The sequence below is a fragment of the Paraburkholderia kururiensis JCM 10599 = LMG 19447 genome (genome assembly GCF_003986935.1).
GTDB lineage: Bacteria > Pseudomonadota > Gammaproteobacteria > Burkholderiales > Burkholderiaceae > Paraburkholderia > Paraburkholderia kururiensis.
Map to the genome: position 1 here is coordinate 86787 of NZ_RJZE01000017.1, position 24505 is coordinate 111291.

Sequence of the window (24505 nt, forward strand, 5' to 3'; positions counted from 1 at the left end):
TGCCTCACGACTCACGAAGAGAGAAAACCGCCGTCGGCCGCGAGCACGTGACCAACGACGTATGACGCATCGTCCGATGCGAGCCACACCACCGCCTGCGCGACTTCCTCGGGTTCGCCAAGACGCCGCACGGGCAGGCTCGCCGCGATGGCGTTCGGGTCGATGCCCGAGCCGAGCATCATGCTCGTTACCACCCGCCCCGGCGCAATCGCGTTGATGCGAATGCCGCGCGGCGCGCATTCCATCGCCGCCGAGCGCACGAGCGAAATGACGGCGGCCTTGGACGCCGAATATAGCGCGAGCCCCGGATTGGGATTGCGGATGCCGCTCACCGACGCGTTCACGATGATACGACCGCCGCCGCGTTCCAGCATCGCGGGAATCTGGTGCCTGAGGCCGTAGAACACGGAGCGCAGGTTCGCGTCGAGCACGGCGTCGAAGGTCTCGCGGGTCTGGGCTTCGAGCAGCGCCCGCGGCTCCTGGTAGCCGGCGTTGTTGAACGCGACGTCGAGCCGGCCGAAGCGTGCGAGCGCGAATTCGACGAGCGCGGCGGCGTCGGCTTCGCGCGTGACGTCGGCCTGCACGTAATGGGCGTCACAGCCGGACCCGGAGCCCGCTTCGCTTGCCGCTTTGCGTCCCGCTTCAAGTCCCGCGTCACGTCCCGCCTCGCGGCACGCTTGCGCGGTGGCTTCGCCCGGCTCACGGCGACGCCCCGCGACGATCACGCCGGCCGCGCCTTCGCGCGCCATCAGGATCGCGGTGGCCCGGCCAATGCCGCTGCCGCCGCCCGTGACGAGGCAGACGCGGCCGGCCATGCGCTGCGGAGGGTGGGCGGTAGTTGTGCTGAAAGCTTCAGACGTCTGCGAATCGGGCATGGACCAAACCGTGTGACCAAATGAGCACGTGAAAGCGGCAAAAGCCCCGGGAAAGCGGGGAAAGCGGCGGCGAGCGCGGCGCGGCAAGCACGCCCTGCGCGCTGCGACGCCGTCATGGTCCTATTGCACCAAAGCGGCCTTGCGGCCGTCTTGGTCAAAATTTGGCTGCCTCGTCTGGCTGCCTCGCGTAGCTGCTTCATGTGGCCGCCCCCCAGGCCCTACACCGGCGAAATCGCGGCAACGGACAGCGCGATGCACAGCGGGCAGCACAGCAGCGTATCCACGAAGCCGAACACCGAGGCGTTGCCGTTGCGCTTGAATGCGCCGACATACCGGAAGTCGCCGATCGCCCGCAGCGAGAACGCAAGCGCAACCATGCCGGCGGCAATTCTCACGCTGGGCGGATCGCGCCAGAGGTCGATCCAGCCGGCCCGCATCGCGACCACGGCGGCCGCCGCGCCGAACGCCCCCGCAATCCCCACGAGCGCGGCGCGTGACGGCCGTACGCCGCGTGCGCCGCTGTGCGCCGAAGCGGCAACGGTGACGGCCCGCCGCCCGCCGAATGCCCAGTAGAGGTGAACGAGTGCGAGCACGCACAGCACGGGCACACCGAACATCGCTCCAATCATTTCGCTCCCCTTCTCTATCCGCACGAGCGGCGGCCAGACTGGCCGCCGTTCAGTCATCGCTAGAACACGTTCACGACCACGATCGTGAGCAGCGCCATCACGAGCCGCGACACCGCGTAGCCCGTCGCGTAGCCGATCACGGGCACGTTCGACTTCGCCACTTCCTGCAGCGAGCCGAGCGCCGCCGTAGTCGAGCGTGCACCCGCACAGGCGCCCAGCAAGATCCCCGGATGGAACTTGAAGACGTACCGTCCGAGCAGCAAGCCGACGATGATCGGCACGATCGTCACCAGGGTCCCCGCAAGGAACAGCGTGAGCCCGTAGTGCTGGATGCCGCTCACGAAACCCAGCGCCGCGTTGAGTCCCACACACGCAATGAAGCCGTTCAGGCCCACGTTGTTGAACACCCAGATCGCCGGGCCGGGAATGTGGCCGAAGGTGCGCATCGTGGAGCGCAGGTAGCCGCAGATAATGCCGGCCACGATGGCCCCCACTGCCGTACCCAGGCTCAACGGCACGCCGCCGATATGCACCGTGATCGCACCGATCAGGCTGCCCACCACGATGCCGAAGGCCATGAACGCCATGTCCGAGCCTTCGAGCGGCCGGTCCGCATAGCCGAGCGTCCGCGCGATCTTCGCCACGTCCTGGCGTGCGCCGAGAATCTTCAGCACGTCGCCGCGTTGAATCTTCGTCTCGCGCCGCATGGGCAGCAGGATGTCCGAGCGTGTGACGTTGGTGAGGAACACGCCGCGACCAGGTTCGCCGAAGAGCGCGTCGGAGATATCGCCGAGTGTCTTGCCCGCGTAGGCCTTGCTCGTCACCACGAGGTCGAGCAGTTCCGTCGGGAAGTCGAGGAGCGGCACGTCCTTCACCTCGGGGCCGAACTGCTCCTCGTAGGCGAGCAGCGGCGCGAGACCGCCGGACACCGCGATGATGGAGTCCGCCATCAACACGGTTTCGCCCTTGCAGTCGATCACTTCCATGCCGTCGCCCAGACGCATGCGGCGCACGAAAATCTCGCGATTGAACAGGGTTTCGACGTCGGACACAGTCTTGCCGATGAGCACCGGGTTCGTGAGGCGGAACGCGCGTGCCGAGTATTCGCGGTAGGCCGTCGTGCCGATCGGCGTGCCCACGCCGTGCTCGCGCTCGTAGTTCTCGCATTCGCGTGCGAGGTCGAAGCCGAACACCTTCGGCGCGACGTTGGCGAGCAGATACGCCGAGCCGATCGTGCCGAACGGATACGTAACCGCATAAGCGATAGGCAGGAGTGCAAGCGCGCTCTGCAACTGGGCCTGCTGCAGGCCGGACTGCTGGATCAGGTCGGTGGCCACGCCCAGCACCGTGGAGTTGGTGTAGCCGCCCGAAAGCAGCCCTGCCGTGAGTGCCCCGTTGTAGCCGAGCAGCTTGCCGAGCGCGACGGCCGTGCCGGTACCCGCGAGACACACGATGATCGAGAAGATCACCTGGGGCAGGCCGTCGCTGCGCAGCGCGCGAATGAACTGCGGTCCCACCGCGTAGCCCACCGCGAACAGGAACATCGCGAAGAACGTGGACTGCAAGGCAACAGGCAGCTTGATGCCGATCTGGCCGATCAGCAGCCCGGCGAGCAACGTTGAGGTCACCACGCCGAGATTGAACTTGCCGAGCTTGAGATTACCGATCCAGAAGCCCACCCCGATCGTCAGGAACAGCGCGATCTCGGGGTACTTCTGGAGCGTGTGGACAAAGTATTCCATGATGAATCACCCGCTTGATTCGAGTAGTGGCGGATGCGCACGCTGCATGCGCATCCGGGGTGCCGGGGCGGCGTTCAGTAGGCCGGCCGGTAGAGCATGCTTTCGATCCACGAGCGGATTTCACGCGGCCGCGGCACGCCGGCAAGGCCCGAATCGAACATGTATTCGGCAATGCGGCTCGCAGTCGTGATTTCCGTTTCCAGGATGTGCTCCTGGCTCGGGAACAACATGCCCTTCGCCTGCAGCGCCGGGCCAACCTGGTCTGCCGTGGCGTGCGCCGCGACGATGAAGCACTCGTCGTTCAGGCGCGTCGGGCGGCATGCGTAGGTCGCAAGACCAATGGCCGGGTAGATGTAGAAGTTGTTCGCCTGGCCCGGCCGGTACTGCACGCCGTTCAGCTCGAACTCGTCGAATTGCACGCCGGCTGCGAAGAGCGCACGGCCGTTGGACCACGTGTAGGCCTGCTCGGCGGTGCACTCCGCCTTGTTGGTCGGGTTCGAGAGCGCGAAGATGACGGGCCGCTCGTTCAGGCGGGACATTGCTTCGATGACTTCCTTCGTGAACGCGCCGCCTTTGGTCGACACGCCGACCAGCATGGTGGGCTTGAAGCGTTCGATGACTTCCACGAAGTTGCGGCTCGGCTTTTCGTCCTGCGCCCACAGCTTCTGCGCTTCCGTGAGGTCGGTACGCGACGATTCCACGAGGCCGTTGACGTCGAAGAGCCGCACGCGCTTGCGCGCTTCTTCGGCCGACAGACCGCGCGATTGCAGTTCCGCCGCGATCAGCTTCGCGATGCCGATACCGGCCGAGCCCGCGCCGAGGAACAGGAACCGCTGGTCGGCCAGCTTGCCGCCCGTCTGGTTCAACGCCGCCGAGATACCGGCGAGCACCACGGCCGCCGTGCCCTGAATGTCGTCGTTGTAGCAAAGAATGCGGTCGCGATAACGGTCGAGCATGCGGATGGCGTCGGTGCCCTTCCAGTCTTCGAAGTGCACGCAGCAGTTCGGGAACACGTCCTCCACGGCCCGGACGAATTCTTCGGTCAACTCGTCGAGTTCGGCTTCGCTGGGCGGCATCTCGCGTGTGCCCATGTAGAACGGGTCGGCGCGTAGCTGGTCATTGGTCGTGCCGATGTCGAACAGCACCGGCAGCAGGCAGGTGGGCGGCACCGCGGCACAGGCCGTGTAGAGCTGCAACTTGCCGATGGGAATGCCCATGCCGTTCGCGCCGATATCGCCCAGGCCGAGGATGCGCCCGCCCGTGGACACACAGATGAAGCGCACGTCCTTCTCGGGCCAGTTGCGCAGCACTTCGGCGATGCGGCCTTTCATGTCGCGCGTGATGTACATGCCGCGCGCGCGGCGATACAGGTTGCCGAACGCGAGGCAGGCGTCGGCGACGGTCGGGTCGTAGAGAATCGGAATGAAGCGCTTCGGGTCCGACATGATCGTCTTGTAGAACACCGTTTCGTTGCGCGCTTCGAGATCGATCAGATAGACGTAGCGTGCGAGATCGTCGCCGAGACTATCGAGATGGGAAAGCACACGCTCCACCTGGCGATCGAGCGATTCCACTGCGTGCGGCAGCAGACCTTCGAGGCCGAACTGGCGGCGCTCTTCGTGGGTGTATGCCGAACCCTTGTTCTTTGCCGGATCGTGCAGCAGCGCGGCGCCCGCGAGCGGGGCGACAACGCGCACATTGAGCTTCTTCGTTTCGGCAGCATTGGTGATGGCCATGATTGCAATTCCTCTGGTGTGATCGGAAGTCGTACTGACACAAGCTCGCGAGAGCTTTCGCGATCTACTTTGCAAGGGGTATGCCAATCTGGATGGACCGCCGCAAACCCTTGTCGTGCAAGGGTTTTCGGGCGACAGCGATGATCCTCCTCAGACGTTGCCGTTCGGTTTTACGAATGAGAGCTTCGAAGCCCGTTCGGTATTTCGAATGCCTGAACATCGGCGCATGGCGCGCGCAGCACGATCAAACACAAGCAGCACGAGCACGAAGCAGAAACACGACGGGCAACGCGACAAGCGGGCTTCGGCCGCAGCGCGAAGCCCGCACGCAGAAGCACGCAGAAGCAGGCGGAAAAGCAGAGGGAAGGAAACGAGCGGAGGAACGGGCGGAGGAAACGTGCAAAACAAAGCGCGCAAAACGAAGCGCAGAAAAAAGCGCACGCGCCCGTCAGCTGTCTTCGCTCTGTATCTCGTACTTGCGGATCTTGCCGAAGAGCGTCGTCTTCGGAATGTGCAACGCCTCGGCCGCCCGCGACAGATTGCAGCCATGACGGCGCAACTCCTCCACGATGAGCCCACGCTCGAACGCATCGACGGTGGCTGTCAGCGAGACCGGTTCGGTGTCCTGCGTGCCCGGCGCACCCTTGAGACCCAGCACGTAGCGTTCGGCCTGATTGCGCAGCTCACGCACGTTGCCGGGCCACTTGTGGGCCAGCAGCTCGCGCACCACCGTGTCTTTGATGGGCGGCGCAGGCCGGTCGAGTCGCAACGCCGCCTGCTGCACGAACACGTCGAACAGCAGCGGAATGTCTTCCTGACGCGAGCGCAGCGGCGGCAGCGTGATGGTCGCGACGTTGAGGCGGAAATGCAGGTCGGCGCGAAATTTCCCTTCTTCCGAAAGCGCGAGCAGATCGGCCTTGGTGGCCGCGATCACGCGAAAGTCCACGGGAATGAGCCGGTTCGAGCCGAGCCGCTCGACGCTGCGCTCCTGAAGCACGCGCAGCAGCTTCACCTGCATGGCGAGCGGCATGCTTTCTATCTCGTCGAGAAACAGCGTGCCGCCCTGCGCATGCTCGATCTTGCCGATACGCTGGCGCGTTGCCCCCGAAAACGAGCCGGCCTCGTGACCGAATATCTCGCTTTCAAAGAGCGACTCCGGCAGGCCGCCACAATTGAGCGCCACGAACGGCCCTTTACGTCCCGAAAGATCGTGCAGGCAGCGCGCGACGAGTTCCTTGCCGGTGCCGGTCTCGCCCAGAATCATGACGTCGGTGGAGAGCGGCGCCAGTTCCGCCACCAACTCGCGCAGCTCGACGATGGCGGGCGAGCGGCCGATGATGCGCTGCTCGAGCCCACCGATTTCGGCCACCTGGCGGCGCAGCCGCTGCACTTCGAGCGCAAGCGAGCGCTTTTCCAGCGCGCGCTTGACGACCGAAACGAGTTCGCGCGACTGGAACGGTTTCTGGATGAAGTCATAGGCGCCGTCGCGCATGGCCTGCACGGCCATCTGCACGTCGCCGTGTCCCGTGATGAGGATGACGGGCAGGTCAGCGTCGCGTTCCACGAGCTGGCGCAGGAAGGCCATGCCGTCCATGCCCGGCAGCCGGATGTCGGAGACAACCACGAAGGCGCCGTCGCGCGGCAGATTGCGCGGCACCTTCTCCACGCTTTCGAAGCCCGCTGCGCGCACGCCTTCCAGGGCGAGCGCCTGCAGACAACCCAGTCTCACGTCGTCGTCGTCCTCGACGACAAGGACGTCGATGTTTTCTAGCATGATGCGTTTCCTTCAGACGGTGCGGCGCGCAGCGTGAGGCGGAACAGGGCTCCGCCTTGCGGCCGGTTTTCGCAGGTGAGGCTGCCGCCGAAGCTCGTGGCGATGTCGGCGGAAATGGCGAGTCCGAGCCCGAGGCCGCTCGTCTTTTTGGTGGTGAAAAACGGTTCGAACAATCTCGCCTGCACGGCGTCGGACAGGCCGATGCCGTTGTCGAGCACTTCGATGAACGCATGCTCGCCGTCGCCGTACGTGCGATATGCGCGAATGACGATCTCGCGTACCGGGCTCGCCTCCATCGCCTCAATCGCGTTCGAGAGCAGATTCACGAGCACCTGCTCGAGCCGCACGGTTTCGCCGAAGGCCAAAAGCGGCCCGGGCGGCGCGTCGATCTTCACCGCGACGTGTTCCTTTTCGAGCCGGTGGGCGAGCAGCGCAACCGCGTTTTCGATGGACGGCACGAGCGGCATCGCGACGATCTCGCCGCTCGAGCGCCGCGCGAACGAGCGCAAACGTCCCGTGAGCGTGCCCATGCGGGTGACCAGTTCGCTGATGCGGCCCAGGTTGAACTGCGCCGTGGCCGTATCGCCGCGCTGCAGGAAGCGCACGGCGTTCTCCGAAAGCGTGGACATGGCGGCAAGCGGCTGGTTGATCTCGTGCGCGAGCCCCGCGGAAAGCTGTCCGATCACGGCAAGGTTTTCAGTGCGGATGAGTTCGTCCTGGTAACTGCGCAGCCGGCGTTCGGACTCGATACGCTCGGCCACCTCTTTCCTGAGGTCTTCGTTGGCAATGCGCAGCTCCGCGCTGCGGTGCTCGAAGCGCGCCTTGAGGCGCTCGTGCGCCGCCTGCAGCGCTTCGCGCGCGAGCCGCTGCTCCTGCGTATTGAGGCGCCGCTCGTAGACGATGTGCGCGAACAGCGCGACGACGGCCACCGCAAACGCGACGAAGCCGGCCTGGGCGAGCGCGAGCTGTTGCGTGTCGGACGGATCGGCAAGCACGACGAGCCGCATCGATAGCTCCGGCAACTGCGCGGTGACGGCGAGATAGTCGCGTTCCTGTCCGGGCAATCCGGCGCGCAGGAAAGGCCGCTCGCCGAACGGCGGGGTCACGCTGCCCCACGCAAGCGGGCGCAGGTCCGCGCGGTTGTATTGCTGGGTCTCGTAGAAGCGGCGGCGTTCTGCGTCCGTGATGACGTGCGTCAGGCGATTTTTCCAGTCTGCCCGCGACGACAGCACGATCACGCCGTTCTCGTCGAGCGCCACCACACGGCGCTCGACGCCATGCAGCCAGTCCCGTTCGAGCCGGTCGAGGCCGATCTTGGTCGCGACGATGCCCACGCGCCGGCCCGCGTCGTCGTTCACGGCGGTCGCGAGGTAGTAGCCAGCCATGTTGCCCGTGGTCCCCACGGCGTAGTAGCCCACCACACGCCCCGGCTGCGCGCGCTGCACATAGGGCCGGTAGGAGATGTCGCGGCCGACGAAGCTGCCCGGCCCGTCGGGCATCGACGACGCCACCACGTGCAGCGTGGTATCCACCAGATACGTTTGCAGCGCCCCCGTGCTCTCGTTGAGGTCGCGCAGCATCCTGTCGAGCGCATCGCTGCGCTCGCGTGAATGGTCGCCCTTCAGGTACGCCGCCACGTCGCGGTTCATGGAGAGCGCGAGCAGCAGCGTGTCGAACCGGTCCGTTTCGCGTTCGAGCCGCTGCACGTACACCGGCAACTCGCGGCTCGTGGAGGCCTCCAGACTGGCCATGCCCAGGTCGAAGAAGTAGCGGTAGGCGCCCACGAAGCACAGCACGGTGACGACGAAGGTGAGCGAGAGATAGATGATGGCGTCGCGCCGCCGGAACGAGCGGATGCACGAGAGGCCGGAAAGCTCGGTGGGGTCGCCCGCTTCCGTCGCGAGACGCTCGCATCGCCCCGCACAACGCCGGTGGTAACGGCAGTCGGCCGGCGGGTCGCTGCCCGTTTCGTCGTCGGCGCGCTTGATCGTTACAGTCGTGGTCATCGTGGTGTTCCGTTGCTTTTGCCGCGCCAGATGGGCTGGCGGCGCGCGTCGTGCGCGCTCTTTCAAGGCAAGCCTCATGCCACCAGACCAGAAGCCCTCACCCGTTGATACAGCGCAAGCTTCCCCGTGCTTTGTGCGCGGCGCGTTCGGTTTTCCGAACACAGGCCGCGGAACGGGTTCGAAAAACCGAACGCCGGGCCGCGGCCGAAGCGTTGTTCCCTGGATGGCGCGGGACGCTGCCGCCGCCGTCACCAGCGCCGGGCGGTTCGCGGCCTCTGCGCCAACCCGCCGCATCCCGTGTGGCCTGCTCCTTGCGTTGGACAGCGCGTCGCGCCTTCCGGCATCGGTCCCGCACCGGTACGGCAGGCGCACTCGAACCATTCGTCCACGAGGATCAGCATGACGAACGAACGGCACATCACCGTCGTGATCGACGGCCGCACGGCCGAAGTCGCCGCGACGCTTTCCATCGTCGAGGCCGCCGCCCATGCCGGCGCGCTCACGGCGAACGTCGGCTGCATGGGCCAGGGCGTATGCGGCGCGTGCCGCTGCCTCGTGCGACGCGCGGGCGAACGCCAGGTCACGCCGCTGCTGGCCTGTGAAACGCGCGTGGAAGACGGCATGCAGGTGAGCTTCATCGACTACTTCACGCCCGACAAGCCGCACCGCTACGAGATCGGCCAGTTCGCCGACGGCTGGCACGCGCACCGCGAACTGATGCGCGTGTTTCCCGAGGCGCAGGACTGCCGCCACTGCGGCGGCTGCACGCGCGCGTGTCCAAAAGGCATCGACGTCGAGCGCGGCGTGGCGCTCGCGGTGGCGGGCGACCTGCCCGGCGCGTCCGGCGTGTTCGATGCGTGTGTGATGTGCAACCTCTGCACACTCGCCTGCCCCGAGCGGATCTGGCCGAATCATCTGGGTCTCGCGGCGCGGCGCGTACAGACGGCGTTGACGCTGCGGCCCGTCGATCTCATCGCGCGCCTCGCGCAACAGGACACGGCCGGTCAGGACACGGCCGGCCAAGGTAGTCCGGCGCACAGCGTCGAACGCCACGCTCACACGGAGTGACACGACCATGACCGCTGCCTCCATCCGTTACGACGACGCACGCATGCGTCTGCTGCCGGGGCGCGACGTGCCCTTGCGGGAATCCGGCACCTCCGCCGCGGACCTCCTCGCCGCCTATCACCCCGACCACCGCGCAAGCGCGCGCACGCCGCTGCGCGTCGGCCCGAATGCGGGTCACGCGTGCCATCCCGCGCTTGCGCGGCTTCTGGAGTCGGACGCGCTGATCGACGAAGTCGACCTGGCCGGCGCCCCGCCGCTTGTCACGGACGTGCTCGTGATCGGCGGAGGCGGCGCCGCAGCGGCCGCGGCGCTCGAAGCTGCCGCCGCGGGCGCGGACGTGATCGTCGCCACCAAACTGCGCGTGGGCGACAGCAACACGGTGATGGCCGAGGGCGGCATAGAGGCCGCCGTGGGCAGCGACGACAGCATCGCGCGCCACTACGACGACACGCTGCGCGGCGGACACGGCGCGGCCCGGCCCGAACTCGTGGCGCAACTGGTGGCCGATGGCCCCGGCACGATCCGCTGGCTGATCGGCCTTGGCGTCGCGTTCGATCTGGAGCCCGACGGCCGACGGCTGCTGCGCAAACGCGCGGGCGGCACGAGCGCCGCCCGGGTGCTCTCGCATCGCGACTTCACCGGGCTCGAAATGATGCGCGTGCTGCGCGAAGCAGTGGAACTCGACCGGCGCATCACGGTGCTGAACCGGGCGCCCGCGCTCGAACTGCTCACCGACGAGAGCGGCGCGTGTGCGGGCGCCGTGCTCTGCGATCTGGAGCACGGCCGGCTGCGCCCCGTGCTGGCGCGGGCAGTCGTGCTCGCCACGGGCGGCGCGGGCCGGCTGCACCTGGAAGGTTTCGCCACCTCGAATCACTACGGCGCAACGGCGGACGGCCTCGTGATCGCGTATCGGGCGGGCGCACGCGTGACCGACCTCGACAGCTTCCAGTACCACCCTACCGGCATCGCATGGCCGCGGCATCTGGCGGGCGCGCTCGTGTCGGAGGCCGTTCGTTCGGCGGGCGCGCGTCTCGTCAACGGTCTGGGCGAGCGCTTCATCGACGAACTCTCGCCACGCGACGTCGTCGCCGCCGCGATCCTGCGCGAATGCGCAGAAGGACGCGGCATCGAACGCGACGGTGCCCGGGGCGTGTTCATCGACACACCGGACCTGCTCGCCCGCCAGCCGGATCTGCTCACGACGCAACTGGTGGGGCTCGCCCATCTGGCCGCGAAATGCCAGATCAACCCCACACGCGAACCGCTGCTCGTTTATCCGACGCTGCATTACCAGAACGGCGGCGTCGTCATCGGCACAGACACGTCGACCGACGTGGCGCGGCTCTACGCCGCCGGCGAGGTGGCGGGCGGCGTACACGGCCGCAACCGGCTGATGGGCAATGCGCTGCTCGACATCATCGCGTTCGGCCGGCGCGCGGGCGTGCACTCGGCCGCGTGCGCGGCACAGCGTGGGCCGACGGGTCGCGCCGGCCTTGGCCACGTGGCGGCATTCCGGCGTGCGTTGGCCACGGCGGGCGAGACGGCCGCCCCGCGCGCCCCGCTCCTGTACCCCGGGTACGGCAACTTCGATCTGCGCCGCCATCTGGCAGGCGGCGCGAAGGGGGACTCGACATGGACGGCCTGAACCATCATCTGGACGAGCGTTTGAACCAACGGCTCCTGAGCCCCCGCTTCAACGTGGGGGCCGATTACGGACGTTGGCTCGCAGCAGGCGGCGGACGCGGACTCGATGCCGCGCTCGCGAACCCCGCGGCGATCATCGACGCCATCGAGGCCGCGCGCCTCGTCGGCATGGGCGGGGCGGGTTTTCCGACCCACCGCAAATGGCGCGCGGCCGCGCAGGCGGGCGGGCTGCCTGCGAAGGTGGACGCGGGTACCGACGCGGGCAGCGGCGCGGGTACCGGCGCAGCGGAAGACCCCACCTTGCCCGGCACGGCGCCGACGGCTCGCTACGTCGTCGTCAACGGCAACGAGGACGAACCCGGCACGTTCAAGGACCGCCATTTGCTGTCGCGCACGCCGCATCAGGTAATCGAAGGCGCGCTGATCGCGGCTCTCGCGATTCGCGCCACGCACGTCGTGTTCTACGTAAACCGGCGTCAGCACGATGCACTCGCCGCGATGCGCGAAGCGCTCATGCAATGGCAGACAAGCCCGCTCTTCGCGCGCCTCGTGGCGGCGCTCGAGCACCCGCTCGCGCTTGCGCTGAACGAGAGTTCGGGCCGCTACATCGGCGGCGAGGAAACGGCTGTCCTCTCGTGGCTCGAAGGCGGCTTCCCCTTCCCGCGCAGCAAGCCGCCTTTTCCCGCGCAGTCGGGCATTGGGGGCGCCCCCACGCTCATCAACAACGTCGAGACCATCGCCAACGTCTCGCACATCCTGCGCGACGGTCCCGACGCGCACCGTGCGCTCGGCATCGGCGAAGCGAGCGGCACGAAGCTCTATTCGCTTTCGGGCGACGTGCTGCGCCCCGGCCTCTACGAGTTGCCGATGGGCACGCCGCTCGCCGACCTCGTGTTCGGCTGCGGCGGCGGCATGCTGGGCGGCAAGGCGTTCAAGGCCGTGTTCACGGGCGGGCCGTCGAACACGCTCCTGAGCGCCGCCGACCTCGACGTCGCGCTCGACTTCGACTCGGTGCGCGCACGCGGCTCCAGCCTCGGCACGGGCGCCATGATCGTGCTGGGCGAAGGCACGAGCATCGTGCGCGAGGTGGCGCGCTACGTGGAATTCTTTGCAGCGGAGTCGTGCGGACAATGTCCGCCTTGCAAGTGCGGCACGTTCCAGATGGCGCGCCTGCTGCACCGGATCGACACCGGCGTGGCCACGCAACGCGACGTGGATGCGCTTGCCAGCCTCGCCACGCTGCTGCCTCGCTCGGGGCGTTGCGGTCTCATCGACGGTGCGGCAACGGTGGTGCAGAGTTCGCTGCGAACGTTTCCCGGCGAGTACGGGCTGTGAGGGCTGTGAGGACCGTGAGGAGGCTGAACCGCGCATAGCGCCACGTCAGCAGCAACAGCGCCGCGAGCGCGAGTACCCAACGCACGTCGGTGGGCACGGGTTCCCGGTGCGCGAGCGACGGGTCGCGTAGTGCAGCCGCGAGCGATGCCGCCCCGAGCAGCCGCCGATACCCGAAGCCGATGCGGTTCGCCACGGTAGCCAGGTACGGCTCGCGCAGGCCGGACAATTCCTCGTGGCTTTCCCCCGCGCCGGGCGGGCGGTCCGCCGGCGGCACCTGCACGACATCGGCGGCGCTCCAGTAGCCGGTCTTGCGGCCGGTCGCGTCCGTCTTCGGCACCGGCACGGGCTGGTCGCCGCCCACGCCGATGAGCCAGCCCTTCACGCCCGGCACGCCGATTTCGATCGCCGGGCCGTTCGAAGGCAGGATGGGCGGGGCCTCCTGGCCATCGGTGAAGAAGACCACCGCGACGCCGCGTGCGGCCGTGGCTGGCCCGCGCGCTGGTTCGTCCGTTGGTTTATCCGCTTGTTCGTCCGCTTGTCCGTCCGCTTGCGCGATGCCCGGGCCGCTGCCTTGCGCGGCGCTTTGACCGATCGTGTGCGCGACCCGCACCGCCGAGTAGATACCGCCCTCCGCGATGCGGCTCCAGTTGGTCCAGCGCATGCGGCCGTCGATTGCGCCTAGCGACGCCAGCAGCGCGTCGTAGTGCCGGCACACCTCCACGGGCGTCACGAGCGGCAGCGCAGCTTGGCCCGTGAACACGCTCCAGCCCACTTTCGAGCCGCACGGCAATTGACCCAGCACATCGCGCATCGCGGCCTTCGCGAAGTCGAGCCGGCTCGCGGGCGACCCGTTCAGGCTCATGTCTTCGGCGTCCATGCTCTGCGTAATGTCGAAGGTGACCATGTAGGTGAACGTATCGCGCGGCAGTTCCACCGACGGCACCGCGAACGCCGCGGCCAGCAGCACGAGCGCGGCCGCCACCGCCCAGTCGCGGCCCGCGAGGACGTGCCTCGGCGCATGCAGAAGACGGCGCGCGAGGTGGCCGACCCACCTAACCCGCCCGGCCGACCCTGCCGGCGCACGACGCGTCATGGCAGATCCTCGCTCTGCGCCCCGCGCAGCTTGATCCGGCTCTTCGTCGCGACCTCGGCGGCGGCTTCCGTGGGCTGCTCGGGCGCAAGCCGCAGCGCGCGCTCCAGGTTGTAGCGCGCGTCCCAGTCGTCGGGCGTCATGCGCAGCAGCGCGCGGTAGCGTGCCTTGGCCTGCTCGATCATCGGTGCCGACCGGCTCGTGCCCGTGTCGTCGCCGGCGCCCGCGCCCTCGCGCAGATACATGTTGGCGAGATCGAATAGCGCCGCGCGGCCGGTCTCGTCGTGCACACCGTTTTCGATGAGCGCCTCGAAGCGGCGTCCCGCGGCGTCGTACCGGCGCTGCGCCGCAAGCGCCACGGCCTGCGCAAGCTGCACGGGGCGCGGCGCGAGCGAATCGATCGTATCGGTGCTGCTTGCGGCAGCGGCAATGCCCGACGAAGCGGCCGGTGCAGCAGCCGATGCAGCCGCCAGCCCGCGCGCCACCGCCGCGACTTCGTCGTTCACGCGCTGCGCCTTCACGAGCCGGATCGCCTCTGCACCCGCAAACACCGCGCACGCAAGTGCGGCGACGGCAAATACGGCGTGAACGGTGGTGCGTTTCATGCCCAGCTCCGTACCTGAAGGACGCGCGCCGCGAGCAGCACGGCGCAGCCCGCGAGCGCCACGGCAAAGCAGAGGCCGCTGCGGTCCTGGCGCGGCAACTGCTCGACGAACGAAACGGGGAAGCTCTGCTGGCGGTCGATCTCGTTCATCGCCGCCGTCATGGCGCCGGGGTCGCCCGCCTCGTAGAGGTTGTACGGCGTGGAAAGCGAAAGAAAGAAGCGGTGCAGGTCCGCCTCGGGCGCCGCGCTGCCCTGCCGCGCGGCCGCGTCAAGCTTCGCGCCGTAGAAGCTGCTGCGCAGAAAGACGAAATACAGCGCGATGCGGTTGCGCGCGAGCCCTTCGGCAATGAGCCTGCGTTCGGTGTCCGAGAGCTTCGCGCCGCCGTCGGAGACCATCACGATGGCGCGATGGCCCGTCCAGGGCAGCCCGTCGAATTGCCCGATGGCCGCGAGCAGGCCGCGGCCAAGCTGCGTATCGGGCATGCCGCGGCCAATCTGCGTGCTGCCGATCGCGGCGCGAATCACGGCGTGGTCGTAGGTGAACGGCACGGCGAGCATGGGGTTGATGCCGAACATCATGAACGCGAACCGGTCGTTGGGCCGGCCGTTCACGAACTCGTCGAGCGCGGCGCGCGCCACGGTGTTCTTGGCGTCGCCGGTGGCGTTGGCGCCCTTGCTCGCCATCACGCCGTTCATGCTGCCGCTGCGGTCCATCAGAATCAGCGTCTCCGCACCGCGCCCCGTGCGGTGCGCCTGCAGATGGATGCGGCCCGGCTGAGCGAGTCCCACCACGATCGCCGCCATCGCGAGCGCGGCGGCCGCGCGCGAGACCCAGCCCAGCACGCGGCCCACACGGTCGGGCGGCAGCCACGCGGACCACGAGAACGGCAGTGTGTCGTCGCGACGCGGAACGAAAGGCAGCAGCGCGAGCGGCAGCAAGAGGAGCATCCACGGCGCGGCAAAGTCGATGGGCGAGCCGATAGGTGCAATGAGAGACGCGCTCATGACTGCCGGCGCCTTTCCGCGAGATAGAGCGCGCGGCACAGATCGACGAGGCCGCGCGTATCGGTGGCAGCGGCGGTGGCAGCGGCGGTGGCAGCGTCGGTGACCGCAGCAGTGGCAGCGTCGGTGGCCGCAGCGGCGGGCGCGGCATCGCTGCGCCGCGCCACCGCGAAGAAGTGCTCGTCCGATTGCCGGTAGAACTGTTCGAGCTGAGGCCGCAGCGGTTGCAGCCACGACTCGCGACCGATCACCGCGGCAAGCGACCCCGCATGCACGACGTGCCCCGCCGTCTCATTGAGCGCGCGGTGCAGAACGCGCCACGCGGATTCGGATTGCGCCGCTCGTGCATCGAGCCGCCGCATCTGCCGCCAGGCTCGCGCGAACGGCAGCCGCGCGGCCTCGCGCGCATTGCGCCACCACGCCCATGCGCCCCACGCGGCGAGCGTGACCACGAGCGCGGCGAGCGCGAGGCCCAGCCGTCGACGGATGGGCGCCAGCGCGACCGGCGCTGCGAGGCGATCGGGCTGTATCCCGCTCAAACCCGCCTGCGGGTCGGCTATCGGCGACGCACCCGATGCATCCGCCGAGGCGGTGGTGGACGCCCCATCCGCCACGAGCGGCCCGATGCCGACGCGCCATTCGGGCACGCGCAGCACGTCGCCTGCCGCGATGTGCAGTTCGAGCGCGGGCAACGCGACCTGCGTGGGCGCCAGCGGCGCATTGGTGAGCTGATAGTCGAGGACCAGCCAGCGCCGCCCGTCGGCGTCGGTCTCGACGCGCGCCGCACGACGCTCGAACCAGACGCCGACGCGGCCCGCCGAGGGCATGGCGACAGCGCTCACGGCATGGCCGTTCGCTTCGAGCAGCACCCGTTGTGTCAGCACGTCGCCGATGGTGTGGCCGAACGCACGCGGCTCGGCCACGCGGGCCGGCCACTCTGCGGCGGCCGCGGATGAGGCGAACGTCGCGAACATAGCAAACGTCACCCATGAAGCCGCAACCGCGAGCCGCGCCGAAGTTGCCATGGAAGTTGCCACGGAAATTGCAACGGAGCTCGCCGAGGTCCGCGCAGCGACACGCATCGCGCCGCCTCGCCGGACCTCGTCGCGACGCGCCGCACGCTGCCTCATACGCTCTGCTCCAGAAAGTACCGCGAGAGCGCCTCGGGCTCGAACTCGCCTTCCATGAAGAACGGCGCCATGGCGCGCTTGCCGAAGAGGCTCACCAGTTCCGCACGCCGTCGCGCCACGGCCTCGCGCCACTTCGCGCGCACCTGGCCCGAGAGCCACACGGTGCGGCGCGCGCCGGTCTCCATGTCGCGCACGTCGAGCAGGCCGCCGCGTTCGGGCGCGTCCAGTTCCGCGGGGTCCCACACCACCATCGGCACGACGTGCGCGTGCAGGAGCATGTCGAGAATCGCGGGCATGCCGTCGAGCGGCCAATGAAAATCCGAGACGATGAATACCAGTGCCTGCCGCCCGGCGAGCTTCGCCACCACGCGCGCCAGCGCCGCCGTGCCGTTGCCGGCGCCGGCGGCGGCGCTGTTCCACGGCGTGGGCATGTCCGCGTGGGACGCAGCCGCCTCGCTGCGCAGCATCGCGGCCATCACGTCGCCGCTGCCGCGTCCGTAGCGCGGCGGCGCGCTCAGGTCGTTGCGTTCGGTGTGGTCGAACGCGGCCATGCCCACGCGGTCGCCGCTCCTGAATGCGCTGTAGCCGAGCGCCTCGACGAAGTCGGCCACCACGTGCAGCTTCGAACGCTTCACGCCGAAGCGCATGGACGCCGACACGTCCACGATCACCTGCACCGGCACCGCCACGCGCTGCAGATTGAGCCGCACGAGCCATTCGCCGCGCACCGACTGAATGCTCGCGCGCAAGTCGAGCCGGCGCGGGTCGGGGTAATCGACGAGCCGCGCGTGCAACGCGAACTCCTGCCCCGGTCCGAAGCTCGTGCCCGGGTGCGAGCCGGGACGAAAACCGCTTGCGCGGCCCGGCAGACGGTAATGGAATTCGCGCGGCGCCTTCATGAACGGTGTCTCCCTCCTCCCCCCGGCGCTCAAGGCACCGCGAGGCGCGCCACGATCTGCGCCACCAGCGCCTGGGCCAGTTCCTGGCGGCGCAGTTCGTAAATGGGCGTGAAGAAGACGCGATGGCCGAGCGCCGCAGGCAGCACGGCGTGCACGTCTTCCGGCGTGAGGTGCGAGCGGCCCGCAAGCCAGGCGCTCACGCGCGCGGCGCGCAGCAGCGCGCTCATGCCGCGCGGGCTCGCGCCCGCCAGAATCAGGCGGTCCATGTCCACGTCGTCGAGTGCGATGCCGAAGGTCTGCGGCGTTTCCGTCGCGCTCCAGATGTCGAGCACGTAGCGCTCGATCGCCTCGCTCGCGTGAATGCCCTGCTGGATCGCCGCGCCCATGCTGTTGAGTTCCTCCCAGGCCACCACGCCCGGCCGCACAGTTTCGATGAGCGCGTCGGCGTCGTGGAAGACAGTGTCGAACACGAGGGCGCGGCGCACGTCGGGGTCGGCCGGCGTCGGCATGTTCAGTTCGAACAGAAAGCGGTCGCGCGCGGCGGAGGCCAGCTCGAAGGTTTCTTCCTTCTCCACCTTGTTGCGGTCCGCGAACACGGTCATGTGCGGAAAGCGATATTCGCGGTCGAACGCGGAGACCGAGCGCTCCGCCATCGCCCGCAGCAGCAGGGACTGCACCTGCGGGCGCGCACGGTTGATCTCGTTGAAGAAGAACGTGGTGAGCCGCTCACCTTTGCGCAAGAGCGGGCCGGGGTCGATGCGCGGCTTGCCTTCGGCATCCACGTAGGTGTGGTAGACGAGGTCGCCCGGCATGAGGTCGATGGTGCCTTCCACGCGTTCGAACTCGCCGCCCACGGCGCGCGCGAAGGCGCGCAGCACGGTGGTCTTGCCCACGCCCACGCCGCCTTCCAGCAGCACGTGGCCGCGCGCGAAGAGCGCCACGGTGATGAGGCGGATGGTCGGCTGCTGGCCGATCACGACCTTGCCCACTTCGTCTTCGAGCCGCAGCGCGTTTGCGCGCCAGTCCTGAAGTCTCTCGCCCAATGCCATTGGCCGCTCCTCCTTCTTCTCCTGGCGGCCCCGATTGGGGAGGCGACGACACCTGCCGACTGGCCGCACCGCGAGGCCGCAAGCAGCTCTCATGCCGATCGCAGTGCAGCAGAGCGAACAACGGTGTGGGCCAAGGCGCCGGCGATGGCGCGCAGGCCTTGCAGCAACGGCGCGCGTGACGAGCGCAGCACAAGGTTCGATGGGAGGGAGCGGCACACACTGTCACCGAACCGGCGCAGTGTGGCGAAGGCAAACGAGCCAGGCGTTGACGAGGCGGCGCAACGAAGTCCGCCGTTACGCGAAGCTCGCCACGCCGTCGAAGAACGCAGCACGGCCGGTTGTCGGCTTAGGTGAGCCGACGTGAGCCAACCCAGGCCAACCCAGGCCGACCCGAGTTAGTCAGTCCGGCACGGCGGCGCTTGCCTCGCCGTTGTGCGGAATGGAGATGGCGAGCGTGCCGCCCGTCGCCGTCGGAGACGCGCTGGAGGGCCCATTCGAAGGCACATACTCGACGCGACCGCCCAAGGCGGCCACGCGCTCCTGCACGGAGAGCAGCCACGCGGGCGTGGGCGTGCGGATGGCCGGCTGCGACACGACGCTCACGCCTGCTGCACCGGCTGCACCGATGACACCCGCCGCAGCCACCGTACCGCTCACATTGGCCGGGCCACTCGTGCCATTCGCACCATTCGCATCATGTGCCTCGCCGCGCTCGCCACCTGCATCCGCGCCACGCCGTGGCTCTTCACCAAGGCTCAGCACCACCAACCCACCCGCCTTCCCGAGCACCAGCGAAAAGTCCGCATCGCGCTGCTGCCGGCCCGCGTCGTCGAGGGTTTCCTGCACGATGCGATAGAGCACGGTGGCCACGTCGCGATCCAGTTCGGTCTCCGTCACGTCGAGCGCCACGCGCAGGCCGTAGCGCGTGGCGAGGTCGCCGGCCAGCCAGTCGAGCGCGGCGGCGAGGCCCAGGTCGTCGAGCATCGGCGGACGCAGCTCGGACGCGAGCGACCGCACCAGCGCGACGAGATGGTCCACGAGTCCGTCCACGTTCTCGCGCAGCACGCGGGCGGCGTCGCTTTCGCCTTCGATGCGCGCGAGGCTGTCGCGGTGCGTTTGCGCGTCGAGCGCCGACATCTCCATCTTGAGCGCGGTGAGCGGCTGCCCGAGCCCCTCGTGGAGCCGCCGCGCGAGCACGGCGCGCTCGTCCTCGCGCACGCGTTGCAGCGAACGCGCGAGTTCGCGGTAGCGCATCTCGCTCTCGCGCAGCGCGTTCTGGAAGCGGTGGCGCTCCGTCATGTCGCGGGCCACCACGGTGTAGAGCCGCTTGCCCTGTGCGGTTGCGCGGGAAATGGACGCATCGATCAGGAACTCGGTGCCGTCCGCACGCAGCGCCACCACGTCGCGGCCGCCGTTCATGGTCTTGAGGCTTACGCCTTCCTTGCCGAAGCGGGCCACGTGCTGGCGATGGCCGGCGCGAAAGCGCACCGGAATCAGCACGCCCACGTCTTCGCCCAGCACGGTGGCGGCCGCGCGCCCGAACATGTGTTCCGCGGCGGGATTGAACATGACGATGCGGTGCTGCTCGTCCACGGTGACGATGGCGTCTGCCGCCGTCGAGACGATGGCTTGCAGTTGGTTCTCCTGCGTTTCGGCCTGCTTCACGGCGCGACGCATTCTGGCGAACAGCCAGGCCGATGCCGCCAGTGCGGCAATCAGCAGGACGCTGAGAACCAGGACGGTGAGGACCAGGATGGCGGGTGAATTCATTGGTTTATTGGTCCGGCGGGTGCGCGCCACGGTCCGATGCTGAACAGATCGGAATGATTGTGGCGGCCGCACAGGCGTTTCAATTGACACAGATCAAAGAGCGCGGGCGAACCGTTTCCAGACTGGTCCGCAGCGGCCCGCCGGACACGCACATGACGCCAAAAGCGAAGCTCGATCCCAAGCTGAACCCTATCCCCGCCCCGGACGCTGCCCCGAACGCCGCCGGGCAGCAGGCCGCGACGCGCACCGCTGTGCGCCTCTTCCTCTGCGGCGACGTGATGTTGGGCCGAGGCATCGACCAGATCCTGCCCCACCCGGGCCAGCCTGATCTCCACGAGCCCTACGTGCGCTCCGCCACCGGGTACGTGAAGCTCGCCGTGCGCGCCACGGGCCGCATTCCGTCACCTGTCGATGCCGCTTATCCGTGGGGCGATGCGCTCGCCGTGCTGGCCGAGCGCGCACCGCACGCGCGCATCGTCAATCTGGAAACGGCCGTGACGACGAGCGATGCCTGGTGGCCCGACAAGCGCATTCACTACCGCATGCATCCCGCGAATCTGGCGAGTCTGACGTGCCTCGTGCGAGCGGGCACCGACTGCTGCGTGCTCGCCAACAACCACGTGCTCGACTGGGGCTACGCGGGGCTCGACGAAACGCTCGCGTGCCTGCACGAAGCGGGCATCCGGACGGCAGGCGCGGGCCACGACGCGCAAGCCGCGGCGGCGCCGGCTGTGATCGAGCTGGGGGAGGACAGTGCCGCGGGCGGCCCGCCCGCATCCGTTCAGGAGGACGAACACGCCGCCCCGCTCCGCCGGCTTCTCGTCTACGCATACGGCAGCGAAACCGCGGGCGTGCCGCCCGCCTGGGCCGCGAGCGCCCGGCACAACGGCGTGAACGTGCTGCCCGATCTATCGATAAAAACCGCCGACGCCGTTGCCCGCCACGTCGCCGACATGCGCCGGCCCGGCGACCTCGTCGTGATCTCGCTGCATTGGGGCGACAACTGGGGTTTTCACGTTTCGCGCGCGGAACAGGCATTCGCCGAGCGGCTCATCGATGCGGGCGCCGCGGACGTGATCCACGGCCACTCGTCGCATCACGTGCGGGCGATCGAGGTGTATCGCGGCAAGCCGGTGTTCTACGGCTGCGGCGACTTTCTGAACGACTACGAGGGCATTCCAGGCCACACGCAGTACCGGCCCGACCTCACGCTGATGTACTTTCCGGTGCTGGATGCGGCCACGGGCCTTTTGAGCGGGTTGGAGGCCGTACCCATGCGCATCCGCCATTTCAGGCTCACGCACGCATGCGACGAAGATGTGGCCTGGTTGCACGAAACGCTCGCGCAGCAAGGCGAGCGTTTCGGGGTGCGCGTGGAGCGCGTGGGCGATGCGCAAGAAGTGCTGGCGTGGCGTTGGTGAGCCCGAACGCCTGCCCGCCTCAGCGGCTCCCTCAGCCGTGCTTCAAACCGCCCGGCGGCTGCGCCGGAACTGGTCGAACAGCACCGCGAGCAGCAGGATGCCGCCGCGAATCAGGTACTGGTAGAACGTCGGCACGTTCATGAGGCTCATGGCGTCCTGCACCGCGCCCATGATCAGCACGCCCACCAGCACGCCGGAGATCGTCGCCACACCGCCCGTGAGCGACACGCCGCCCAGCACGCACGCCGAGATCACGCCCAGTTCCAGCCCCACCGAGGTCTTCGGGTCGCCCAGGCTCATGCGCGAGGCCAGCATCACGCCCGCGAAGCCGGTCACGAGGCCTTGCAGCACGAACACAACGATCTTGATGCGCGTCACGGGCAGCCCCGCGAGCAGCGCCGCCTCGCTGTTGCCGCCCACGGCGAGCACGTTCTTGCCGAACACCGTCTTCTTGAGCAGGAAGCCGAACACCACGAAGCCGATGATGTTGCTCCAGATCGGAAACGAGATGCCGAGGAACGAGCCGCCGCCCAGGTCGAAGAAGCGCTCTTCCGAGATCATCACGGCGTCGCCGTTCGAAGTGAGGAACGCGAGGCCGCGCACCGCTTCCATCATGGCGAGCGTCGCGATCAGCGAGTTGATCTTGAAGCGCGCGATCAGCACGCCGTTCACGAGGCCCACCGCCCCGCCCGCCAGCACGCCGGCCGCAATGCCGAGCATCACGCTATGCGACTGCGTGATGACGGTGGACGCCACCACGCCCGAAAACGCGACGATGGAGGCGACCGAAAGGTCCACCTCGCCGAGCGCGAGCACGAACATCATGGTGACCGCGATCGAGCCGATCAGCGTGACCGAGAGCAGCAGGCCCTGGATGTTGCGGGTGGTGAGAAAGTCGGGCACGGTCGCGGAGAGCACCGCGAACAGCACGACGAACACCACCACGATGCCCGACTTGTTGATGACGTCCCATGTGCGCGCCTTGCGGGGCGTGATGGGCCCGGCTGCTTCGGCAACTGCGTCGGCAACTGCTTCGGCGGCCGGTTCGGTAACGGAGGAAGTGCCCTGGGGTTGCATGGCTTGGCTCATCTCGTGTTCGTCTTTCGTGGTACGTCCGGTGTCCGGAGATCCGGGTGAATCAGCAATGCCGTCGCGCTAGCGCGGCAGCGCCAGCTTGATCAGTTCGTCGGGGGTGGCCTGCGCCTTCGGCACGGTGCCGGCAATGCGGCCCTCGCGCATCACGATGATGCGGTCGGCCACGCCGATCACCTCGGCCAGATCGCTCGACACCATCACGACGGTGCGCCCGGCCGCCGCCAGGTCGTACAGCAGGTTGTAGATTTCGGCGCGCGCGCCCACGTCGATGCCGCGCGTGGGTTCGTCCATCAGGAACACTTCGATGCGCTCGGCAAGCCAGCGCGACAGGATCACCTTCTGCTGGTTGCCGCCCGACAGCGTGCCGATGGCCGTGTCGCCGTTGCGCGTCTTGATGGCGAGTTTCGCGATGTATTCCTGCGCGAGTTCACGTTCGCGGCGCGCATTGAGCAGGAAGCGCGCGGGGCTGAAATGGCGCCGCGCGCTGATGTTGAGGTTGTCCGCCACCGATGCGATGGCCACGATACCTTCCTGCTTGCGGTCTTCGGGGCACAGCGCGATGCCGGCGCGCACGGCGTCGCGCGGGCTCGCAAAGGCCACGCGCCGCCCGTTCAGTTCGACGTGGCCGGCGCTTGGCCGCTCCGCGCCGTACAGCAGCTTCATGAGTTCGGAGCGCCCCGCACCCACCAGCCCGAAGAAGCCCACGATCTCGCCGCGCCGCGCGGCAAACGAGATCGGTTCGGCCAGACCCGGGCCCATCAGGCCCTTCGCCTCGATCATCACGTCGCCGGCCTCGCGCGGCCGGTAGCCGTAGACGTCGGCAATCGAGCGGCCCACCATGCAGGCGATCAGCCGGTCGCGCTCGAGGCCGTCCACCGACTCGAACGTCTCGATGTGGCGTCCGTCGCGGAACACCGTGACGCGGTCGCACAGCTCATAGACCTCGTCCATGCGGTGCGTGACGTAGATGATCGCGCGCCCTTCGGCACGCAGCGCGTTGATGATGCGAAAGAGGTTGACCGTCTCGCGCGCCGAGAGCGAGCTCGTGGGTTCGTCGAAGGCGATGACGCGCGCGTCGCGCATCAGCGCCTTGCCGATCTCGATCATCTGGCGCTGGCCGATGGAGAGATTCTTGACCGGCGTGTTGGGGTCGATGCGCTCGCCAAGACGCTTCAATTCGTCCATGGCGCGCGAGACGAGCGTGCTCTCGTCCACCACGCCGAGCCGGTTCGGCAACTGCCCGAGCATCAGGTTTTCCGCCACCGTCAGCTCGGGCACGAGATGCAGTTCCTGATAGATGATCGCGATGCCCGCATCCAGCGCGGCGCGCGTGGTGGCGAAGCGGTGCTCCACGCCGTTCAAGCGCAGCGTGCCTTCCTGCGGATGGTTCACACCCGAGAGCACCTTGAGCAGCGTCGATTTGCCGGCGCCGTTTTCGCCCATCAAGCCGAGCACTTCGCCCGCGCGCACCGTGAGCGACACGCGGTCGAGCGCGCGCACGCCCGGAAAACTCACGGAGATCCCGTCGAGTTCGAGGTAAGCGCGCCCGGCGCCGTTGTTGCCGCCGCTCGCCGGCGCGGCGGCCGCGCCTGCATGAGTCATCGTTTCAGTCATTGCATCCCTGCCCGCACGCCTT

19 protein-coding genes are annotated in these 24505 nt (G+C 68.3%); 4 read left to right on the forward strand and 15 right to left on the reverse strand.

Annotated features, from left to right (window positions below; translation table 11 throughout):
* Positions 1 to 11: 11 nt before the first annotated feature.
* From PKKP23_RS20820 to PKKP23_RS20845, 6 genes are all read right to left on the reverse strand, one after another.
* The gene (locus PKKP23_RS20820) at positions 12 to 875 is read right to left on the reverse strand and encodes an SDR family NAD(P)-dependent oxidoreductase (RefSeq protein ID WP_240659077.1); all 864 of its coding nucleotides are present in this window, start codon (positions 873 to 875) and stop codon (positions 12 to 14) included.
* A 218-nt stretch (positions 876 to 1093) separates the two neighbouring features.
* Entirely contained in the window at positions 1094 to 1504 is a 411-nt protein-coding gene (locus PKKP23_RS20825; protein WP_026121668.1) for a DUF3995 domain-containing protein, read from the reverse strand.
* Between the two features lie 59 nt (positions 1505 to 1563).
* Positions 1564 to 3246, reverse strand: a complete 1683-nt coding sequence (aspT, locus tag PKKP23_RS20830) for an aspartate-alanine antiporter (protein WP_126878250.1) — start codon at positions 3244 to 3246, stop codon at positions 1564 to 1566.
* A 74-nt stretch (positions 3247 to 3320) separates the two neighbouring features.
* Entirely contained in the window at positions 3321 to 4982 is a 1662-nt protein-coding gene (locus PKKP23_RS20835; RefSeq protein WP_042301693.1) for an NAD-dependent malic enzyme, read from the reverse strand.
* 448 nt (positions 4983 to 5430) lie between these two features.
* A complete protein-coding gene (locus PKKP23_RS20840; RefSeq protein WP_126878251.1) occupies positions 5431 to 6756 on the reverse strand; it encodes a sigma-54-dependent transcriptional regulator in 1326 nt (441 codons plus the stop codon).
* Complete coding sequence (locus tag PKKP23_RS20845; protein WP_176048942.1) at positions 6750 to 8762, reverse strand: sensor histidine kinase; 2013 nt, start codon at positions 8760 to 8762, stop codon at positions 6750 to 6752. Before PKKP23_RS20845 ends, PKKP23_RS20840 begins: the two co-directional genes overlap by 7 nt.
* A 399-nt stretch (positions 8763 to 9161) precedes the next feature.
* Here PKKP23_RS20845 and PKKP23_RS20850 point away from each other — a divergent pair, with 399 nt between their 5' ends.
* Genes PKKP23_RS20850 through PKKP23_RS20860 form a run of 3 tightly spaced genes read left to right on the forward strand, consistent with a single transcriptional unit; the run spans position 9162 to position 12809 of the window.
* Positions 9162 to 9830 (forward strand): 4Fe-4S dicluster domain-containing protein, encoded by a 669-nt coding sequence (locus PKKP23_RS20850; RefSeq protein ID WP_126878252.1) that lies wholly within the window; start codon positions 9162 to 9164, stop codon positions 9828 to 9830.
* Positions 9831 to 9837: 7 nt separating this feature from the next.
* Entirely contained in the window at positions 9838 to 11475 is a 1638-nt protein-coding gene (locus tag PKKP23_RS20855) for an FAD-binding protein (protein ID WP_126878253.1), read from the forward strand.
* Positions 11463 to 12809 (forward strand): NADH-ubiquinone oxidoreductase-F iron-sulfur binding region domain-containing protein, encoded by a 1347-nt coding sequence (locus PKKP23_RS20860; RefSeq protein ID WP_126878254.1) that lies wholly within the window; start codon positions 11463 to 11465, stop codon positions 12807 to 12809. Before PKKP23_RS20855 ends, PKKP23_RS20860 begins: the two co-directional genes overlap by 13 nt.
* On the opposite strand, the gene PKKP23_RS20865 is transcribed toward PKKP23_RS20860, so the two are convergent.
* The 7 genes from PKKP23_RS20865 to PKKP23_RS20895 all read right to left on the reverse strand — a co-directional run bounded on the left by PKKP23_RS20865 (position 12742) and on the right by PKKP23_RS20895 (position 20353).
* A complete protein-coding gene (locus PKKP23_RS20865) occupies positions 12742 to 13902 on the reverse strand; it encodes a vWA domain-containing protein (RefSeq protein ID WP_126878255.1) in 1161 nt (386 codons plus the stop codon). The genes PKKP23_RS20860 and PKKP23_RS20865 overlap by 68 nt on opposite strands.
* Positions 13899 to 14504, reverse strand: coding sequence for a hypothetical protein (locus PKKP23_RS20870; RefSeq protein WP_126878256.1), 606 nt, complete (start codon positions 14502 to 14504; stop codon positions 13899 to 13901). The genes PKKP23_RS20865 and PKKP23_RS20870 overlap by 4 nt, the downstream gene beginning before the upstream one ends.
* The gene (locus tag PKKP23_RS20875) at positions 14501 to 15508 is read right to left on the reverse strand and encodes a vWA domain-containing protein (protein WP_176048939.1); all 1008 of its coding nucleotides are present in this window, start codon (positions 15506 to 15508) and stop codon (positions 14501 to 14503) included. Before PKKP23_RS20875 ends, PKKP23_RS20870 begins: the two co-directional genes overlap by 4 nt.
* On the reverse strand, positions 15505 to 16530 hold the full coding sequence (locus tag PKKP23_RS20880) for a calcium incorporation protein MxaA (protein WP_240659078.1): 1026 nt from the start codon (positions 16528 to 16530) through the stop codon (positions 15505 to 15507). The genes PKKP23_RS20875 and PKKP23_RS20880 overlap by 4 nt, the downstream gene beginning before the upstream one ends.
* Before the next feature lie 101 nt (positions 16531 to 16631).
* The gene (locus PKKP23_RS20885) at positions 16632 to 17534 is read right to left on the reverse strand and encodes a DUF58 domain-containing protein (protein WP_126878257.1); all 903 of its coding nucleotides are present in this window, start codon (positions 17532 to 17534) and stop codon (positions 16632 to 16634) included.
* Between the two features lie 29 nt (positions 17535 to 17563).
* On the reverse strand, positions 17564 to 18583 hold the full coding sequence (locus tag PKKP23_RS20890; RefSeq protein ID WP_126878258.1) for an AAA family ATPase: 1020 nt from the start codon (positions 18581 to 18583) through the stop codon (positions 17564 to 17566).
* 399 nt (positions 18584 to 18982) lie between these two features.
* Positions 18983 to 20353, reverse strand: coding sequence for a sensor histidine kinase (locus PKKP23_RS20895; protein ID WP_126878259.1), 1371 nt, complete (start codon positions 20351 to 20353; stop codon positions 18983 to 18985).
* A 53-nt stretch (positions 20354 to 20406) separates the two neighbouring features.
* Here PKKP23_RS20895 and PKKP23_RS20900 point away from each other — a divergent pair, with 53 nt between their 5' ends.
* Positions 20407 to 21774 (forward strand): CapA family protein, encoded by a 1368-nt coding sequence (locus PKKP23_RS20900; protein WP_126878260.1) that lies wholly within the window; start codon positions 20407 to 20409, stop codon positions 21772 to 21774.
* 42 nt (positions 21775 to 21816) lie between these two features.
* On the opposite strand, the gene araH is transcribed toward PKKP23_RS20900, so the two are convergent.
* Entirely contained in the window at positions 21817 to 22863 is a 1047-nt protein-coding gene (araH, locus tag PKKP23_RS20905; protein WP_126878261.1) for an L-arabinose ABC transporter permease AraH, read from the reverse strand.
* 66 nt (positions 22864 to 22929) lie between these two features.
* Entirely contained in the window at positions 22930 to 24483 is a 1554-nt protein-coding gene (gene araG, locus PKKP23_RS20910) for an L-arabinose ABC transporter ATP-binding protein AraG (RefSeq protein WP_017775820.1), read from the reverse strand.
* Between the last annotated feature and the right edge of the window lie 22 nt (positions 24484 to 24505).

Coding starts and splice junctions, on each gene's coding strand:
- PKKP23_RS20820 (WP_240659077.1), bottom strand. CDS start 875: ATGCCCGATTCGCAGACGTCTGAAGCTTTCAGCACAACTACCGCCCAC.
- PKKP23_RS20825 (WP_026121668.1), bottom strand. CDS start 1,504: ATGATTGGAGCGATGTTCGGTGTGCCCGTGCTGTGCGTGCTCGCACTC.
- aspT (WP_126878250.1), bottom strand. CDS start 3,246: ATGGAATACTTTGTCCACACGCTCCAGAAGTACCCCGAGATCGCGCTG.
- PKKP23_RS20835 (WP_042301693.1), bottom strand. CDS start 4,982: ATGGCCATCACCAATGCTGCCGAAACGAAGAAGCTCAATGTGCGCGTT.
- PKKP23_RS20840 (WP_126878251.1), bottom strand. CDS start 6,756: ATGCTAGAAAACATCGACGTCCTTGTCGTCGAGGACGACGACGACGTG.
- PKKP23_RS20845 (WP_176048942.1), bottom strand. CDS start 8,762: ATGACCACGACTGTAACGATCAAGCGCGCCGACGACGAAACGGGCAGC.
- PKKP23_RS20850 (WP_126878252.1), top strand. CDS start 9,162: ATGACGAACGAACGGCACATCACCGTCGTGATCGACGGCCGCACGGCC.
- PKKP23_RS20855 (WP_126878253.1), top strand. CDS start 9,838: ATGACCGCTGCCTCCATCCGTTACGACGACGCACGCATGCGTCTGCTG.
- PKKP23_RS20860 (WP_126878254.1), top strand. CDS start 11,463: ATGGACGGCCTGAACCATCATCTGGACGAGCGTTTGAACCAACGGCTC.
- PKKP23_RS20865 (WP_126878255.1), bottom strand. CDS start 13,902: ATGACGCGTCGTGCGCCGGCAGGGTCGGCCGGGCGGGTTAGGTGGGTC.
- PKKP23_RS20870 (WP_126878256.1), bottom strand. CDS start 14,504: ATGAAACGCACCACCGTTCACGCCGTATTTGCCGTCGCCGCACTTGCG.
- PKKP23_RS20875 (WP_176048939.1), bottom strand. CDS start 15,508: ATGAGCGCGTCTCTCATTGCACCTATCGGCTCGCCCATCGACTTTGCC.
- PKKP23_RS20880 (WP_240659078.1), bottom strand. CDS start 16,530: ATGGCAACTTCGGCGCGGCTCGCGGTTGCGGCTTCATGGGTGACGTTT.
- PKKP23_RS20885 (WP_126878257.1), bottom strand. CDS start 17,534: ATGAAGGCGCCGCGCGAATTCCATTACCGTCTGCCGGGCCGCGCAAGC.
- PKKP23_RS20890 (WP_126878258.1), bottom strand. CDS start 18,583: ATGGCATTGGGCGAGAGACTTCAGGACTGGCGCGCAAACGCGCTGCGG.
- PKKP23_RS20895 (WP_126878259.1), bottom strand. CDS start 20,353: ATGAATTCACCCGCCATCCTGGTCCTCACCGTCCTGGTTCTCAGCGTC.
- PKKP23_RS20900 (WP_126878260.1), top strand. CDS start 20,407: ATGATTGTGGCGGCCGCACAGGCGTTTCAATTGACACAGATCAAAGAG.
- araH (WP_126878261.1), bottom strand. CDS start 22,863: ATGAGCCAAGCCATGCAACCCCAGGGCACTTCCTCCGTTACCGAACCG.
- araG (WP_017775820.1), bottom strand. CDS start 24,483: ATGACTGAAACGATGACTCATGCAGGCGCGGCCGCCGCGCCGGCGAGC.